Source organism: Thauera sp. GDN1, assembly GCF_029223545.1.
In the GTDB taxonomy this organism is placed as follows: domain Bacteria; phylum Pseudomonadota; class Gammaproteobacteria; order Burkholderiales; family Rhodocyclaceae; genus Thauera.
The window spans coordinates 788528-802155 of the sequence record NZ_CP097870.1; the positions used below are offsets into that span (position 1 = coordinate 788528).

The 13628-nt window shown below is 71.5% G+C and carries 13 protein-coding genes; 2 read left to right on the forward strand and 11 right to left on the reverse strand.

What is annotated here, in order from left to right; translation table 11 throughout:
- Positions 1-61 precede the first annotated feature (61 nt).
- From mnhG to CKCBHOJB_RS03600, 11 genes are all read right to left on the reverse strand, one after another.
- The gene (mnhG, locus tag CKCBHOJB_RS03550) at positions 62-421 is read right to left on the reverse strand and encodes a monovalent cation/H(+) antiporter subunit G (protein ID WP_281050660.1); all 360 of its coding nucleotides are present in this window, start codon (positions 419-421) and stop codon (positions 62-64) included.
- Entirely contained in the window at positions 418-786 is a 369-nt protein-coding gene (locus CKCBHOJB_RS03555; protein WP_281050661.1) for a monovalent cation/H+ antiporter complex subunit F, read from the reverse strand. The genes mnhG and CKCBHOJB_RS03555 overlap by 4 nt, the downstream gene beginning before the upstream one ends.
- On the reverse strand, positions 783-1295 hold the full coding sequence (locus tag CKCBHOJB_RS03560) for a Na+/H+ antiporter subunit E (protein ID WP_281050662.1): 513 nt from the start codon (positions 1293-1295) through the stop codon (positions 783-785). The genes CKCBHOJB_RS03555 and CKCBHOJB_RS03560 overlap by 4 nt, the downstream gene beginning before the upstream one ends.
- Positions 1296-1297: 2 nt before the next feature.
- On the reverse strand, positions 1298-2791 hold the full coding sequence (locus tag CKCBHOJB_RS03565) for a proton-conducting transporter membrane subunit (RefSeq protein ID WP_281050663.1): 1494 nt from the start codon (positions 2789-2791) through the stop codon (positions 1298-1300).
- Positions 2788-3297 carry a sodium:proton antiporter gene (locus tag CKCBHOJB_RS03570; protein ID WP_281050664.1) on the reverse strand — a complete coding sequence of 170 codons (510 nt, stop codon included), beginning with the start codon at positions 3295-3297 and terminating at the stop codon, positions 2788-2790. Before CKCBHOJB_RS03570 ends, CKCBHOJB_RS03565 begins: the two co-directional genes overlap by 4 nt.
- Positions 3298-3299: 2 nt before the next feature.
- Positions 3300-6038: a hydrogen gas-evolving membrane-bound hydrogenase subunit E gene (gene mbhE, locus CKCBHOJB_RS03575; RefSeq protein ID WP_281050665.1), complete on the reverse strand. Its 2739-nt coding sequence runs from the start codon at positions 6036-6038 to the stop codon at positions 3300-3302.
- A 180-nt stretch (positions 6039-6218) separates the two neighbouring features.
- Positions 6219-6434, reverse strand: coding sequence for a hypothetical protein (locus CKCBHOJB_RS03580; protein ID WP_281051604.1), 216 nt, complete (start codon positions 6432-6434; stop codon positions 6219-6221).
- Between the two features lie 225 nt (positions 6435-6659).
- Positions 6660-7859: an ABC transporter permease gene (locus CKCBHOJB_RS03585; RefSeq protein ID WP_281050666.1), complete on the reverse strand. Its 1200-nt coding sequence runs from the start codon at positions 7857-7859 to the stop codon at positions 6660-6662.
- Positions 7860-7864: 5 nt separating this feature from the next.
- Entirely contained in the window at positions 7865-9073 is a 1209-nt protein-coding gene (locus CKCBHOJB_RS03590) for an ABC transporter permease (RefSeq protein WP_281050667.1), read from the reverse strand.
- Positions 9070-9765 carry an ABC transporter ATP-binding protein gene (locus CKCBHOJB_RS03595; protein ID WP_281050668.1) on the reverse strand — a complete coding sequence of 232 codons (696 nt, stop codon included), beginning with the start codon at positions 9763-9765 and terminating at the stop codon, positions 9070-9072. Before CKCBHOJB_RS03595 ends, CKCBHOJB_RS03590 begins: the two co-directional genes overlap by 4 nt.
- Positions 9766-9802: 37 nt before the next feature.
- A complete protein-coding gene (locus CKCBHOJB_RS03600; protein WP_281050669.1) occupies positions 9803-10948 on the reverse strand; it encodes an efflux RND transporter periplasmic adaptor subunit in 1146 nt (381 codons plus the stop codon).
- Between the two features lie 519 nt (positions 10949-11467).
- On the opposite strand from CKCBHOJB_RS03600, the gene CKCBHOJB_RS03605 reads away from it, so the two are divergent.
- Together CKCBHOJB_RS03605 and CKCBHOJB_RS03610 are read left to right on the forward strand one after the other, a co-directional pair.
- Entirely contained in the window at positions 11468-12361 is an 894-nt protein-coding gene (locus CKCBHOJB_RS03605; protein WP_281050670.1) for a transferrin-binding protein-like solute binding protein, read from the forward strand.
- A 40-nt stretch (positions 12362-12401) separates the two neighbouring features.
- Positions 12402-13580, forward strand: a complete 1179-nt coding sequence (locus tag CKCBHOJB_RS03610; RefSeq protein WP_281050671.1) for a porin family protein — start codon at positions 12402-12404, stop codon at positions 13578-13580.
- Positions 13581-13628 lie beyond the last annotated feature (48 nt).

A 13628-nucleotide genomic window follows, 5' to 3' on the forward strand; every position in this document is an offset into this window, starting at 1 on the left:
GCGCCTTCAGGAACACCCCGCGTGTCCCTGGCGGATCCGCTACCTTCGCCCTATACGCCAATCAAGTGCGCAGCGGCGCATCCTCGCCATCGCCTTCTGCCTCTGCAAGCGCGTCCCCGAGCGGCCCCGTCACCGGCGTGATCCCCGCCCGGTGCGCGGCGCGTGCCATGGCGTGGGCGGCCAGCGGGGCGGTGGCGAGCAGCACGCCTGCGGCGAACAGCGCGGCGAGCGCGAAGGCGCCTTCGCTCGCCGCCGCGGTGCCGACCAGGATCAGCGCCGTGCCGAGTGCGCCCGCCTTGCTCGCCGCATGCATGCGGGTATAGCTGTCGGGCAGGCGCAGCACCCCGATCGCGCCGATCAGGCCGAGCAGGCTGCCGAGCAGCAACAGGGCCGATGACAGCCAGGGGAGGAGCGCGCTCATCGCCGCTCCTCCCGGCCCGGTGCCATGGCCAGCGTCTCGCCGCCGGCGGGCGCCTTGTCCTTCCACGTCACCGCCTCGTCCGGCCCGCGGCCGCGGCGGCGGAAGAGCAGGATGAAGGCGGCGGTGCCGAGGAAGGACATCAGCGCCAGCACCACCGCCGCGTCGAGCAGCATCGGCTCGCCGGTGGCGAGGGCGAACAGGGCGATCGCGGCGATCGCGATCATGGTCAGCGCGTCGATCGCCACCACCCGGTCGACCGCGCGCGGGCCGCGGATCAGGCGGATCAGGACCAGCGCCGCGCTCAGGCCCAGCGCCGCGAAGGTCAGCGGCAGCACCCAGGCCGCGCCGGCGATCTCGGCGTTCATGGGTTCGTTCCTCCGTCGGTGCGTTCGGTGGCCGGCGTGCTCCCCGCATCCAGCCAGCGCAGCAGCCGACGCTCGATCGCGCGCACGCCGGCTTCGACGCTTTCGGCGCTGCCGGCGTCGAGCGCGTGGATGTACATCACGCCCGTCTGCGGCCGGTAGTCGAGCGCCATGGTGCCGGGGGTGAGGGTGAGCAGGCCGCCGAGCACGGTGGCGAAGCGGTCGCCCGGCCGGTGCAGGCGCAGTGCGATCACCGCCGGCTGGGGGGCGACGTCGCGCGCGAGCACGATGCGCGCGACGTCGAGGCTGGCGCGGAAGATCTCGCCCAGGAACCAGATGGCGAATGCGACGCCGAGCTCGAGCCGGCGCAGGTAGCGCTCGATGCCGAGCAGCTGCCGCGCCAGGCGCAGCGCGCCATAGATGACGAGGAAGGCAGCGGCGACGCCGAGCGGGCTCGCCGCGCCGGCGAAGGCGGCCAGGCCGACCGCGAGCAGGATGTGCAGTCCGAGCATGTTCAGCGCCCTCCGCCGGCGGTGACCGCGGCGATGTAGGCGTCGGGCGCGCCGAGCTGTTCGGCGGCGGCCACCGCGTAGTCCATCACCGGCCCGGCGCCGAGGCCGATCGCCACCGTCAGTGCCGCGAGCGCGCCGACCGCCCACAGCCCCGGCCGCAGCCCCTCGCCGCTGCGTCCGCCCGCGTCGCCGGCCGGATGCGGCTTGAGGAAGGCCTCGTTCCAGATCTTGCTCATCGACAGCAGCGTGAACAGGCCGGTCACCAGCGCCACCGCCGCGGCGATCCAGGCGCTCGCGTCCAGGCTCGCCTTCACCAGCACGAACTTGGCCCAGAAGCCCGACAAGGGCGGGATGCCCGCCAGCGACAGCGCCGGGATCGCGAACAGGATCGCCAGCCAGGGTGCGCGCGCGTACAGTCCGCCCATCGCCGCCAGCCGCTCGGAGCCGGTCAGGCGCGCGGCGATGCCGCCGATGAAGAACAGGTTGGCCTTCACCACGATGTGGTGGATCAGGTAGAAGACCGCGCCGGCGAGCGCGAGCGGGGTGGCCAGCGCCAGCCCCAGGATCATGTAGCCGACCTGGCTGACGATGTGGAAGGACAGGATGCGCCGCACCTCGACCTGGGCCGCGGCGCCGAGCACGCCGATCAACATGGTCGCGCACGCCACCCACAGCAGTACCTCGTGGGCGATGCCCGCGTCCGGCCAGAACAGCGTGACCAGGCGGATCAGCGCATACACCCCGACCTTGGTCAGCAGGCCGGCGAACAGCGCCGACACCGGCGTCCACGCGACGTGGTAGGAGGCCGGCAGCCAGCCGAACACCGGGAACAGCGCGGCCTTGATCGAGAACGCGGTCAGCATCAGCACCACGGATGCGTGCGCGGTGGCCGGCACCTCGCCGGCGGCGAAGGCCTGGGCCAGCAGCGCCATGTTGAGGCTGCCGCTGGCGCCGTAGAGCATGCCGGCGGCGAGCAGGAACATCATCGTCGCCACCAGGTTGAGCACCACGTAGACCACCGTGCCCGCCAGCCGGCGCCTGCCGCCGCCGAGCACCAGCAGCGCGAAGGAACCGACCAGCAGCACCTCGAACCAGACGTAGAGGTTGAACACGTCGCCGGTGATGAAGGCGCCGCACACGCCGACCAGCAGGCCGTGCACCAGCGGGTGGAAATCCGGCCCGCGCGCCGGGTCCTCGTCGCGCGCGAGCGCGAACACGAGGGTGGCGGTGCCGACGATGCCGGTGATGGCGACCATCGCCGCCGACAGGCGGTCGATCACCAGCGTGATGCCGTAGGGCGCGGCCCAGCCGCCGGCCTGGGTGGCGAGGATCTGCCCCTGCGCGGCCAGGCCCACCAGAACCAGGCCGGCCGCGGTGAGCGCGAGTGCGCCGGTCAGGCTGAGCGCCGTGACCAGGCGCGGCGAGCGGCGCGCGAGCAAGGTCGCCACCAGGGTGGCGAGCGGGATCAGCAGCGGGGAGACGATCAGCGCGTTCATGCGTGGCCTCCCGCTGCGGCGCCGTGGCGCTCGGCCTTGGCAGCGGACGGCGGCGTGGCCGGCAAAGCGCCAGGCGCGCGAGACGTACCCGCCGCCTGCATCGCCGCCGAATCGCCGGATGTGGGCGTCACGGACTTTGCAGGCGCGGGCAGGTCCGGCGCCGGCTCCTCGGCCACCGCGGTGATGCGGTCGGTCTCGACGTTGCCGTGGAGTTCGAAGCTGCGCTTGAGCACCGCGAGCGCGAACACGAACAGCGCGAAGCCGATCACGATCGCGGTCAGCACCAGCGCCTGCGGCAGCGGATTGGCGGCGAGCGCCGGGGCGCCCCCCTCGGTGACGAAGGCCGCGGCGCGCCCGTCCAGCCGCCCGGCGGAGAACACCGCCAGGTTCACCCCGTTGCCGAGGACCACGATGCCCAGCACCACCCGCAGCAGGCCGCGGTCGAGCAGCATCCAGATGCCGATTGTTACCAGCAGGCCGACCGTGACGGCGACGATGATTTCCATGTTCAGGCCTCCCGCTCGATCAGCCGCAGCAGCATGTGCAGCACCGCGCCGAGCACGGTGAGGAACACGCCGACGTCGAACAGCAGCGGCGTGCCCAGCGCCAGCCCGCCCGGGAAGACCCAGTTGCCGGTGAGGAAGGCCTCGCCCTGCACCAGGCCGACCACGCCAGCGCCCGCCGCCAGCGCGAGCCCCGCTGCGAGCATCACGACCGGCGACACCCGCAGTACCGCCCGCGCACGCTCGACGCCGAAGGCCAGCGCCAGCAGCACCGTGGCGCTGGCCGCCACCAGGCCGCCGATGAAGCCGCCGCCGGGCAGGTTGTGACCGCGCCACAGCAGCACCAGCGACACCACCGCCAGCAGCCCGGACAGCGGCAGGATGGCCTGGCGCAGCAGCACCGAGCCGAAGTCGGCGCTGCCCGCGCGCGCCCCCGCCCGCGCGCGCCGGCCGGCTTCGTCGCCACCGAGCAGCGTCGCCGCAGCCAGCCCGGCGAGGCCGACGACGAGGATCTCACCCAGCGTATCGAGCGCGCGGAAATCCACCAGGATCACATTGACCACGTTGGCGCCCTTGCCACCGGGCAGGCTGTTGTCGAGGTACCAGCGCGCGATGTCGCCGGGCAGCGGCTGGCTCACCGTCATCAGCATCATCGCCGTGACCACCCCGCCGAGCACGATCGCGACCAGTGCGTGGAAGCGCCGCGCCGCCGGCTTGCGCGAGCCCACCAGCCGGGTCGGCGGCAGGCGGCGCAGCACCAGGGCGAGGAAGATCACGGTCAGCGTCTCCACCATCAGCTGGGTGATCGCGACATCGGGCGCGCGCGCGGCGAGGAAGATCATCGCCATGCCCAGCCCGCTCGCACCCAGCGTGGCCACCAGCGCCACCCGTCCCGGCATGGTCGCCGCCGCGGCCGCACCCGCCACCGCGAGCAGGCAGCCGAGCACGGCGGCGAGGTTGACCGGGCTGGTCACCTCGGGCCAGACGAGGTCATCCGAGGTCGAGGCGACGATGCCGATCAGCGCGAAGCCGGCGATCGCCAGCACCAGCCAGCTGATGTGCTGGCGCAGCGAGCCGTGCTGGAAGCGGTCGGCGACGCGGGTGGCGAAGGCGAAGATGCGCTTGAGCAGGCGATCCCAGATCATGTCGCCGCTCACCCGCCACAGCACCCGCCAAAGCGACAATCGGCGCCGCAGCCGGGTGCGCTGCAGGTAGAACAGCACGCCGAGGGCGACGGTCAGCAGGCTGGCGACCAGCGCCGGTGTGACGCCGCCCCACAGGTAGAGGTGTACCGGCACCGCGGTGCGCGACACCGCCTGCACCGCGGCGTCGATCAGCCATACCTCGGCGAGGTTGTTGAAGGCGCCGAAGACGAAGCCGCCGATCGCCAGCAGCATCGGCCCGATCCACATCGGCAGGCTCACCTCGTGCGGCCGGTGGGGATAGCGACCCTCCCTGCCGAGGAAGGCGCGCACGAAGACGAGGCCGGCGGCGGCGAGCAGCAGCGCGTTGGTGAGGATCATCACCGCGGTGGTGATCCAGCCCGCGAGGCCGAGCTCGATCAGGCCGGCGTACTTGAACTCCTTGGCGATGAAGCCGAAGAAGGGCGGCAGGCCGGCGTTGGAGAACGCCGCCAGCGCGACCGCGAAGCCGGTGAGCGGCATGTGGCGGATCAGCCCGCCGAGCAGCGCGATCTGGCGCGTGCCGGTGGCGTGGTCGACCGCGCCCACCGCCATGAACAGCGCCGCCTTGTAGAACGCGTGCGCCACCAGGTAGATCGCGAAGGCCTGCAGGCCGTAGTGGGTGTTGGTGCCGAGCAGCATGGTGAGCTGGCCGAGCACGGTGACCGTGGTGTAGGCGAGCACGCGCTTGAGGTCGGTCTGGCGGATCGCCAGCACGGCCCCCACGAGCGCGGTGGCGGCGCCGACGGTGATCAGGATCGTGCTCCAGGCGATCGACTCGCCGAGCGCCGGGTTGAGGCGGGCGAGCAGGTACACGCCGGCCTTCACCATGGTCGCCGAGTGCAGGTAGGCCGAAACCGGGGTGGGCGCCGCCATCGCGTTCGGCAGCCAGAGGTGGAAGGGCAGCTGCGCCGACTTGGTGAAGGCGCCGGCCAGCACCAGGGCGAGGATCGCCGGGTACAGCGCGTGTTCGGCGATCGCCGGCGCCGATAGCCCGGAGAACTGCCAGCTCCCGCCCACGCTGCCGAGCAGGATCAGCCCGGCGAGCAGGGCCAGCCCGCCGCCGCCGGTGATCAGCAGCGCCTGCAGTGCGGCGCGGCGCGATTCCGGCTTGTCGTGCTGGAAGGCGATGAGCAGGAAGGAGCTGACGCTGGTCAGCTCCCAGAACACGAACATCGCGATCATGTCGTTGGCCAGCACCAGGCCGAGCATTGCGGCCATGAAGCCGAGCAGGTAGGCGTGGAAGCGACCGAGGTGATGGTGCCCGGACAGGTAGGCGCCGGCGTAGAGCACGATCAGCGTGCCGATGCCGGTGATCAGCAGCGCGAACAGCAAGGACAGACCATCGAGGCGCAGCGTCAGCCCGACCTCGAGTGCCGGCACCCAGGCCAGCGTCTGCACCACCACGCCGCCGCCGGCGACCAGCGGCATCTGCAGCAGGAAATGGATGAAGGCCGCCAGCGGCGCGAGTGCCAGCAGCCAGCCCGCGCGCTGGCCCACCCGCCCGGCGAGCGGCCCCGCGATCGACATCGCGAGGACGATCAGGCCTATGCTGGCCAGCACGCCTCACCCCGGCAGGATCGCGTCATGGTCGTCTCCCCGAAAGAACGGGCGCCGACCGCGTTGTGCGGGGCGCCCCAAGTTCTGCTTATGGGAAAATGACCGCTTCTCCTGCTTCAGGTTCCTGAAACCGTTTCCGGGGCTTCTCCTTCCTGACGCGATGCGCCCCGTCTTGTGGGCGATTCAGTGCAGCGTGGCATGCGTGCGCGGCTGGCCGTGGGCGCCGATTTCGGGGTGGGTTTCGTACAGGCCGCTGCGGCGGGCGAAGCACCCGGCGAGCGGGCACACCTGACCCGGCGGACAGCCATGTTCGAAGGCGCATTCCTTGCGGGTTTCGTCCAGCAGCACCATTTGTTGCATGGCTTCACAGCGGGCGATGGGGGCGTCGAACGTGCACATGATGGTCTCCTCGGGTTTTGCTTTGCGGTACGGAAATTTCTGCATCGGCGCGTGATTGATTTCACGCTGAACTTGATTTCAATCTAGCTTTTCGGCAGAAATCTGCTCGCCAAGGTGAATGAACGTTGACCCAGGTCAACGTTTTTCGGGCAGTTGCGTTCTTGCAACGGTGTTGTCTTCGACCTCGTCCAACGCCGCCGCATGGCCGTGCATGCACGCCCGCGCTCACTCCGCGCGCAGCGCCTCGACCGCGTCCAGCGCCGCCGCGCGCCGTGCGGGCAGGACGCCGGCGAGCAGGCCGATGGCGAGCGCGAGCAGTTCGGCGATCAGCACGAAGTGCCAGGGCGTGGCCACCGGCATCGCCGGCACCAGCAGGCCGGCGAGCTGGGCAAGCCCGGCGCCGATCGCCAGCCCGAGCGCACCGCCTAGGCCGGCGAGCATGACCGCCTCGCCGAGGAACAGCGCCAGGATGGTCCGCCGGCGGGCACCGAGCGCGACCAGCAGGCCGATCTCGTTGGTGCGTTCCGCCACGGCGATGGTCATGATGGTGACGATGCCGACCCCGCCCACCAGCAGCGAGATGCCGCCCAGCGCACCGACCGCGGCGGTGAGGATGTCGAGGATGTTCGACAGCGTGGCGAGCATGTCTTCCTGGGTGCGGATGGTGAAATCCTCGCGGCCGTGGCGGGCGACCAGGCTGTGCCTGATCAGCTCGACCACGCGCGCGGCGGGGACCTGCTCCTCGTAGTCGAGGCCGATCTCCATCAGCCCGTCGCGCTTGAACAGCGCCAGGCCGCGCGCGCTGGGGATGAAGGCGGTGTCGTCGAGGTCGATGCCGAGGAACTGGCCTTTCTCCTCCATGATGCCGATCACCCGGTAGCGCTCGTCGCCGATCTGCACCCGTTCGCCGAGCGCATTGCCGGCATCGAACAGCTCGCGCTTGAGCTTGGGGCCGAGCACCACGAAGGCGCGCGGGCTGTCGCCGTCGTCCGGCGGCAGGAACTGGCCGACGCGCACGCGCATCGCGTACACCGCATGCATGTCGGGGCCGACGCCCAGCACCATCGTGCGCCGGACGCGGCCGTTGGCGCGGATCTCGGCGTTGCCGCTGACGTTGCCGGTGACGTGGCGCACATGCGGCAGCCGCGCCAGCGCCGCCGCATCGTCGAGGGTGAGCTCGCGTGCGGTGGACGGCAGGCCGGGCGGCCCGCCGCGGGCGCCCTGGCGGCCGGGCGTGATCTCGATGACGTTGGTGCCGAACTGGCCGAACTCCTGCAGCACGAAGCGGTGCAGGCCTTCGCCGATCGAGGTCAGGAGGATCACCGCGGCGATGCCGACCGCGATGCCGCCCAGCGTCAGCGCGCTGCGCAGGCGGTGCGCGGTCAGCGAGCGCAGGGCCAGATGGAGGAAGTCGCCCCAGATCATGGCACTCAGCGCTTCATCAAGGCCTGCACCGGATCGAGCGCGGCGGCGCGGCGCGCCGGCATCACCCCGAACAGCAGGCCGGTCCCCAGCGCCGTGCCTACCGCCGCGGCCACCGCCCAGTCGGGCGGCCAGGCGGGCAGGACGGGGAAGGCGAGGCGGATCGCCCACGCCCCGCCATGGCCGAGCGCGAAGCCGGCGAGCGCGCCGGCCAGCGACAGCAGCCCGGCCTCGGTCAGGAAGGCGAGGCGGATCGAATGGCCGCTGGCGCCGAGCGCCTTCAGCAGGCCGATCTCGCCGGTGCGCTGGGTCACCGCCACCAGCATCACGTTCATGACCAGGATCCCGGCCACCGCGAGGCTGATCGCGGCGATGCCTGCCACCCCCAGGGTCAGCGCGCCGAGGATGCGGTCGAAGGTGCCGAGCACCGCATCCTGGGTGATCACGGTGAAGTCGAACTCGCCGTCGCGGCGCGCCTTCAGCAGCTCCTCGAGCTGGCGCTGGGCCGGTGCCAGCGCCTCGCGGCCGCGGGTCTCGACCATGATGCGAAACAGCGCGCCGGTGTTGAACATGGCCTGCGCGGTGGCGACCGGCACCAGCACCAGCTCGTCCGAGTTCATGCCCAGGCCGCGGCCGGCCGGCCCCATGGTGCCGATCACGCGCAGGCGGTGGTCGCCGAGGCGGATCATGCGGCCGATGGCGTTCTGGTTGCCGAACAGTTCGGCGCGGATGGTCTCGCCGATCACCGCGACCGCGGAGGCGCGGCCGAAGTCCTCGCGCGGCAGGAACTGGCCGCTGGCCACCCCGAAGCCGCGGATGTCGAGGTAGTCGGCGCTGGTGCCGACCACCATCACCTCGCGCAGGCGCCCGCCGACCGAGATCTCGGAGTTGCCCACGGTCAGCGGCGCGACGCGCAGCACCAGCGGCAGGCGCAGCAGGGCCGCGGCGTCGTCGTTGGTGAGGTCGCGCGGCGTGCTGCTGACGAAACTGCCCGGATTGACGCCGCCGGTCTCGGTGCGCCCCGGGAGCACGATCAGCAGGTTGGCGCCGAGCGCGGAGAATTCCTCCACCACGTAGCGGCGGGCGCCGTCGCCGAGCGCGGTCAGCATCACCACCGCGGCCACGCCGATCGACATCGCCAGCACCATCAGCGCGCTGCGCAGCGGATAGCCGAGCGCGGCGCGGCTGGCGAAGCGCAGGGTGTCGGCGGGGCTCATGCCGGCTCCGGGCTGCGGCGCAGGTCCTCGCGGATCGCGCCGTCCTCCATCAGCACCCGGCGGCGGGCGCGCTCGCCCATGGTGGGGTCGTGGGTGACCACGATCAGGGTCATGCCGGCGGCGTTGAGGTCCTCGAGCAGGGCGGTCACCTCCTGCCCGGTGGCGCGGTCGAGGTTGCCGGTGGGTTCGTCGGCGAGCAGCAGCGCCGGGCGCATGATGGTGGCGCGTGCGATCGCCACGCGCTGGCGCTGGCCGCCGGAGAGTTCGTCCGGGCGATGGTGGGCACGGCCTTCGAGGCCGAAATCCCGCAGCCCCCGGGCCACGCGGCTGGCGCGCTCGTGCGCCGGGATGCCGGCGAGCATCAGCGGCAGGGCGACGTTCTCGGCTGCGGTCAGGCGCGGCACGAGGTGGAAGCTCTGGAACACGAAGCCGATGCGCGCGCTGCGCACCGCGGCCTGCTCGTCGGCGGACAGGGTGGTGACGTCGCGCCCTTCGAGCCGGTAGTGGCCGGCGTTGGGGCGGTCGAGCAGGCCGAGCAGGTTGAGCAGGGTGGATTTGCCCGAGCCGGAGGGGCCCATCACGGCGACGTATTCGCCGGCCTCGATGCGCAGCGCCACGTCGCGCAGCGCATGCACCTGGCTGTCGCCGAGCTGGAAGATGCGGTCGATGCCGTCGAGCTCGATCTGCGCCATGTCTCCCTCGATGCGCCCGCGATCCCGTGGCCGTGCGCTAGCGGGCGACGGACTCGACGCCGACGCGCGCGCCGGGGGCGACGCCCGCGCGTTCGAGCGAGGTGACGATGCGCTCGCCGGCCTGCAGGCCTTCCATCACCTCGGTCTGTTCCCAGTTCGACAGGCCGGTGCGCAGGCTGCGCTCGGCCAGCACGCCGTTTTCCTCCACCAGCACGCGCTGGCCTTCGCGCAGCGCGGAGGTCGGGATGCGCAGCACGTCCGGGCGGCTGTCGAGCACGATCTCGACGTCCGCGCTGTAGCCGACCAGCATGCCGCGGGCCTCGTCCGGGCGCAGGAAGTCGACGTCCACCTCGACGGTGCGGGCCTGCTTCTCGACCGCGGTGATGTAGGGCGCAACGCGCTTGACGCTGCCCTCGAAGACCTTGCCCGCCATCGCCTCGAGCGTGATCCGCACCGGCTGGCCGGGGCGGATCTTCGGTGCGTCGATCTCGTCCATCGGCGCCTTCACGTACAGGCAGGAATCGTCGATGAGGTCGATCGCCGGCGGCGTCGGCACGCCGGGGGGCGAAGGGATGGAGATCTCGCCGAGCTCGCCGCTGATCTTGGCCACGGTGCCGGCGAAGGGGGCGACCAGCACCAGGCGCTGGCGCTCGGTCTCGGTGGCGGTGAGCTGGGCCTGGGCGGTGGCGACGTCGGCGCGCGCGGTGTCGCAGGCGGCGCGGCGCGCGCGGGCCTCGGTGCGCGCCTTCTCCTCGGCGCTGGCGGAGACGAAGCCGCGTCTGACCAGTTGCGCCTGACGTGCCGCCTCGCGCTCGGCGTTGTCGGCCACGGTGCAGGCTTCCTGCACGCGCTGGCGCGCGGTGGCGAGCTGGGCCTGGTTGACCGCGCGCCGTGCATCGAGGTCCCCATGCCACAGCCGCATCAGCACCTGCCCGGCCTCGACCCGGTCGCCTTCCTTCACCCCCAGCCACTCGATGCGCCCGCCGACGATGGTCGCCATCTTGGTGCGCTGGCAGGCTTCGATCTCGCCGGCGCGGGTGTTGGACAGCGTCGCCTCGACCAGGCCGCGCCCGACCTCGTGCACGGTCACCGCCACGGGTTGCGGGCGCGTCAGCCACCAGGCACCTGCGCCGACGAAGCCGACGACGATGACGGGCAGTAGCAGACGGCGGAGACGTTTCATGGTCGTTGCAGGGCGTTCCGTGACGGCGGGCGGACGGGGTGTGAGGGCAGGGAAGCGATCGGATCATGCACGCACTGCGGCCGAAGCGATCGGGCTGGCGTTCAGCTTGCAAGCATACGCCCATCGAGTAGCCGCGCCCAAGCCTGCGGGGCCGGAGCGCGGGCGCCGGCTCTCGATCCGGCACCCGCGCTGCGGGCTCGTCGCGTACGTCGCGCGGCAGCCGTTTTCCGGGGCTCCGAGGATCGCCCAAGGGGGGCGTTTCCGGCCCCGGTGCCTGGCGCCATTGATCGTGGACAAACATCCGTCGATGGCGCGTGGAAAAGGTCCGGTAGGCGGGCTAGGATGTTGAATGGAAGCTACGGAGAACAAGGCTTCGTTGCTCATCGTCGCCCTGTGGTCCGCGCTTCCGGGGACGGGGGGTGAGCGTCGGGGCGATGTTTGCCGAATCCGGGGATAGACGTCGGCGCGTAGCGATCCGGGGTGTCATTTCAGTTCGGGGAGACTCAAATGCTGGGACGAATGCACACACTGGTTCCGCTCGTCTGCGCGGCGGGCCTTTCGGCCTGTGGCGGAGGTGGCGGGGCGACGCCGGTCACCGTCGATGGCTTCACCAGCTGGTCCGCGCTCAGGCCGGGCACCACGTCGACCCTGGTTGCGATGACCCGCGAGGCGGACTATGCGTATGACCCCGACACGGAGTTGCTGACCGGTGTCGGCGCCGCGTCCCCGGTCGCGACCGATTCGAGCCTGACGCTGGGCCTCGATGCGGACGGCGCGGTCAATCTCCTCGCCATCCGGACGCCGCTCTCGAGCGTTTCCCTTTCTGCCGCGAATGGCGACCTGTTCGCGGATCTGGGGGGCGGCCTGCTCGCCGCAGTCAGTGCCGACGAGACCAAGCTGATCCTCGCTGCCGATCCGATCGCCCTGGGCTGGAACTACCAGACCTTCGGCGTGTGGGACACCGTGTTCGATGCCGACAGCGGGCGGATCGGTGCATTCAGCGCGGGCGCGCCGACACCGGTCTCGGCGGTGCCGAGCAGCGGCACCGCGACCTACACGGGGATGGCGGCGGGATTCCATGCGGACGCGACGGGCCTCACCAGTCTGACGTCCGCCACGCTGAGGGTCGATGCGGACTTCGGCGCGCGCACCCTTGCATTCTCGACCAGCAATACCTTTATCACGACCGACCTGATCGACCGTTCCCCGGCTCCCAGCCTCGACCTCGCCGGCACCCTCGGTTACGCTGCCGGCACCAACACCTTCAGCGGCGAGATCGAAACCGTGGGCGGCATGAGCGGACGGGCCGACGGCCGCTTCTACGGGCCGCAGGCGGAGGAGATCGGCGGCGTGTTCGAGACGCGGGGCACGGGCGTGGAGGTGTACGGGGGCGCATTCGGTGGCCGCAGGTAGGTGTCGCGCACCCGGCACGAGCGGCCTGCGGGCCGCTTTTTTGCTGCTGTGTCTCGTCGCGGCGACGGGTTGTGCCGCCGCGCCGGCGCCGTCCGCCGCCGAGCGCCTCGCAGGCGTGGAGGCCGAGCTGCGCCTCGACCCCGCGAACATGCAGCTGCTGTTCGAGAAGGGCATGCTGCTGTCGGTGCTCGGGCGTCCCCTGCAGGCGGCCGATGTCTTCAGGCAGATGCTGTCGCGCGACCCGAGCCTGCTGCGCCCCCGGCTCGAACTCGGCCGGGTGCTCGCCCAGGCGGGCGACAACGAGGGCGCCCGCTACCATTTCGAGCAGGTGCTCGCCCACCCCCTGCCGGATGCGGTCCGTCGCAACGTCCTGAACCTCCTTGCCCGCATCCGCGAGGAACTGCCCGCGTTCTCCTTCAGCTTCGACCTGGTCAGCGACAGCAATCCCAACCAGGCGACGAGCAACGAGGAGGTGATCATCGACGGCGTGAGCTATCGCCTGAATGCCGATGCCCGCGCCAGGCAGTCCTTTGGCTGGCGTGCGATGCTCGGCGGTCGCGCGCCGCTTCCGGGGGCGCCGCTCTGGTTCGTGCGTGCCCACCTGCAGCACGACGAGCACCGCGGCCGGGAGTTCGACTTCAGCTACCTGCAGGCCACGGCCGGCCGGCACCTGCGCCTGAGCGACGCCACCCTGACGCTGGAGGCAGGCCATCACTGGGCGCGTTACCGGCAAGAGGCCCTCTATGCAGGGCCCGTCGTGTCGCTGACGCTGTTTCGCCCGCTGCGCCCGGATCTCTCGCTGCAGCTCGGCCTCGGGTCACTCGCCCTGGATTATCCCGACTACCCCTTTCGCGACGGCTGGCAGACGACGGCCAGCGCCCGCCTGCTGCTGGCCGCTGCACCCGACCGGCGCTGGGAGCTTGCCGGCCACTTCACCCGCATGGCGGCGCGGGAGTCGGCCTACAGTTTCGACCGGCCCCAGCTGTCGGCGTGGTACGTGCGTGAATGGGCGGGGGGCTGGATCACCGGCACCGGTGTGCGCACGAGCTGGACGCATTACGTCGCGGCCGATCCATTCTTCCGGCGCACGCGGGCCGAGCGCAGCACCGAGATCGATGCAGACCTGGTCAACCGCCGCCTCCGCCTCTGGCGGATGTCGCCCCGGCTGCAGCTGGGCTGGGTCGACAACCGCAGCAACATCGACTTCTTCGACTGGTGAAGGGCCTACGTGCGCCTCGGCATGAGCGGCGAGTTCTGAGGGCGCTCC